Source organism: Bartonella sp. AA86SXKL (assembly GCF_042196885.1).
In genome coordinates this window covers 1-1,815 of the sequence record NZ_JBHIRE010000072.1, presented here as the reverse complement: position 1 = coordinate 1,815, position 1,815 = coordinate 1, and the positions used below count along the sequence as shown (strand labels likewise).

Genomic DNA, 1,815 nt, shown 5'->3' with positions numbered 1-1,815 from the left:
GCATCTTTATAGGCGTTCAAACGCAAACCTTCCCATTGTTTAATAAGTGCTAGTCCTTCTGATGATATTTTTCGCATGTGTTGCTCCATAAAAAAAACCCACACAAGGCGGGGATGAGTGAATATTAAAAATTGCAATTATTGCCTTTTATTAAAAATCTCGTTTCATGTAACTTTTTTCTGTGTTATACGTTACATGAAACATAATGGAGATTTTGTTATGGCTACAATGCACGTTAATGAACGGGTTCAAAAACACCGCAATACGCAAAGAAAAGCAGGTTTGCGCTTAATGCAGATTTGGGTTCCAGATACACGCCAGCCAAATTTTGCAGAAGAGTGTCGCCGCCAATGTCGCTTAGTAGCAAAAATGGATAAAGCTGATACATCTATACAGTTGTTTATGGATCAATCTTTAATGGATGTTGATGGTTGGACAGAATGATGCGTGGTTCTCTGGTAACAATAGCGATACAAGGTGATTTTGGTAAACCAAGACCCGCATTGATCATTCAAGCTAATCAATTTAGTGAACATACCAGCATGACGGTTTTACCAATTACAAGTACACTTGTTGATGCGCCATTACTCCGCATTACGATTCAGCCAAACGCTAAAAATGGTTTGCAAAAACCTTCGCAAGTAATGATTGATAAGATTATGACGGTAAGATGTGACAAAATGAGTTCCATTTTTGGCTCTCTTCAAGCAAAGGAAATGCTGGAGATTGAACGTTGTTTGGCTGTATTTTTAGGAATAGTAAAATAAAAATTGGATTTTTTTCTTCGGAAAGATAGCTTGGTTAAGCTTCATGTAGCTTTTTCATTGGAACAAAAGAATGTATTTGACATTATCTATTATGTAGCATATAAACTACAAATATTTATTGTTAAAAAAACACACTATTTTACAGAGTGGTTAGATTCGTTAAAAGACAAACAAGTGCAAAAGAAAATTGCTGCACGTATTTTCCGCCTTGAATATGGGCTTCTAGGAGACGTGAAATATTTCCGTGGCATTGGTGAACTAAAAATAAATTATGGACCAGGCTATAGGATTTATTTTGTAAAACAAGGGAAACAAATCATTTTGTTATTAAATGCTGGTGATAAATCCACACAACAAAAAGATATCGAAAAAGCCCTTCAATTAGTAAAGGAAATGAAACATGGAAATTACTAAATTTGATGTAAGTGAATATTTTAATACACCTGAAGACTTTAAGATCTTATTAGATGATGCTTTAGAAACCAAAAATAGCGGTTATATTGCACATGTATTAGGCATTATTGCGCGTAAACAAGGAATGAAAGCTGTTTCTCAAGAAACAGGACTAAATCGCGAGTCTCTTTATCGTTCTTTAAGCGATAAAGGTGATCCACGGCTTTCTACTTTTCTTAGTGTTTTAAGTGCATTAGATTTGCAAATGAGTTTGACACCTATTCAAAAGAATTGTAAGGAGCAGACAACTTTAGAAGAAGCATCTTAACCACCTCCCCATTTTGAGAACGGGGAGGGGCATATTTTTTACTTAAGCAACCTTTTTAATGGGGCTCTCGAAATTTGGTTCATAAGCGCGTAACAAAGAATCCATGCTATGCGGTAACTCTGAATCTCCAAAATCTGTAAGAATTGCTAAAATCTTTGTAATATTGGGTAGTTCATCCTGAAGTTTTGAAATCAAAGCTTTTTCTATTACACTCATAGTGTCAACCAGAGCAGTACAATCTTTATCGCTCATATTTTCATCATTAGAAAACTGATATAAAGCTATCCACAAATCGCACAAAAAATCGACACTGCTATTCATTGCACA

The 1,815-nt window shown here is 35.1% G+C and carries 5 protein-coding genes and 1 pseudogene; 4 read left to right on the top strand and 2 right to left on the bottom strand.

Annotated elements, in window-relative coordinates; translation table 11 throughout:
• A pseudogene (locus ACFIO5_RS09785) lies at positions 1-77 on the bottom strand (lysozyme); the annotation flags it as partial.
• Between the two features lie 142 nt (positions 78-219).
• Here ACFIO5_RS09785 and ACFIO5_RS09780 point away from each other — a divergent pair.
• The 4 genes from ACFIO5_RS09780 to ACFIO5_RS09765 all read left to right on the top strand — a co-directional run bounded on the left by ACFIO5_RS09780 (position 220) and on the right by ACFIO5_RS09765 (position 1,488).
• A complete protein-coding gene (locus ACFIO5_RS09780) occupies positions 220-444 on the top strand; it encodes an antitoxin MazE family protein (protein WP_375635099.1) in 225 nt (74 codons plus the stop codon).
• Positions 444-767: a type II toxin-antitoxin system PemK/MazF family toxin gene (locus ACFIO5_RS09775; RefSeq protein ID WP_208431501.1), complete on the top strand. Its 324-nt coding sequence runs from the start codon at positions 444-446 to the stop codon at positions 765-767. The genes ACFIO5_RS09780 and ACFIO5_RS09775 overlap by 1 nt, the downstream gene beginning before the upstream one ends.
• Positions 768-878: 111 nt before the next feature.
• Positions 879-1,181: a type II toxin-antitoxin system RelE/ParE family toxin gene (locus ACFIO5_RS09770; protein ID WP_006589072.1), complete on the top strand. Its 303-nt coding sequence runs from the start codon at positions 879-881 to the stop codon at positions 1,179-1,181.
• Positions 1,168-1,488 carry an addiction module antidote protein gene (locus tag ACFIO5_RS09765; protein WP_375635100.1) on the top strand — a complete coding sequence of 107 codons (321 nt, stop codon included), beginning with the start codon at positions 1,168-1,170 and terminating at the stop codon, positions 1,486-1,488. Before ACFIO5_RS09770 ends, ACFIO5_RS09765 begins: the two co-directional genes overlap by 14 nt.
• Before the next feature lie 42 nt (positions 1,489-1,530).
• Here ACFIO5_RS09765 and ACFIO5_RS09760 read toward each other — a convergent pair whose 3' ends face one another.
• On the bottom strand, positions 1,531-1,809 hold the full coding sequence (locus tag ACFIO5_RS09760; RefSeq protein ID WP_375705292.1) for a hypothetical protein: 279 nt from the start codon (positions 1,807-1,809) through the stop codon (positions 1,531-1,533).
• Between the last annotated feature and the right edge of the window lie 6 nt (positions 1,810-1,815).

Bases quoted from the DNA above. Each gene is read 5' to 3' on its own strand.
- ACFIO5_RS09780 (WP_375635099.1), top strand. From the start codon at position 220: ATGGCTACAATGCACGTTAATGAACGGGTTCAAAAACACCGCAATACG.
- ACFIO5_RS09775 (WP_208431501.1), top strand. From the start codon at position 444: ATGCGTGGTTCTCTGGTAACAATAGCGATACAAGGTGATTTTGGTAAA.
- ACFIO5_RS09765 (WP_375635100.1), top strand. From the start codon at position 1,168: ATGGAAATTACTAAATTTGATGTAAGTGAATATTTTAATACACCTGAA.
- ACFIO5_RS09760 (WP_375705292.1), bottom strand. From the start codon at position 1,809: ATGAATAGCAGTGTCGATTTTTTGTGCGATTTGTGGATAGCTTTATAT.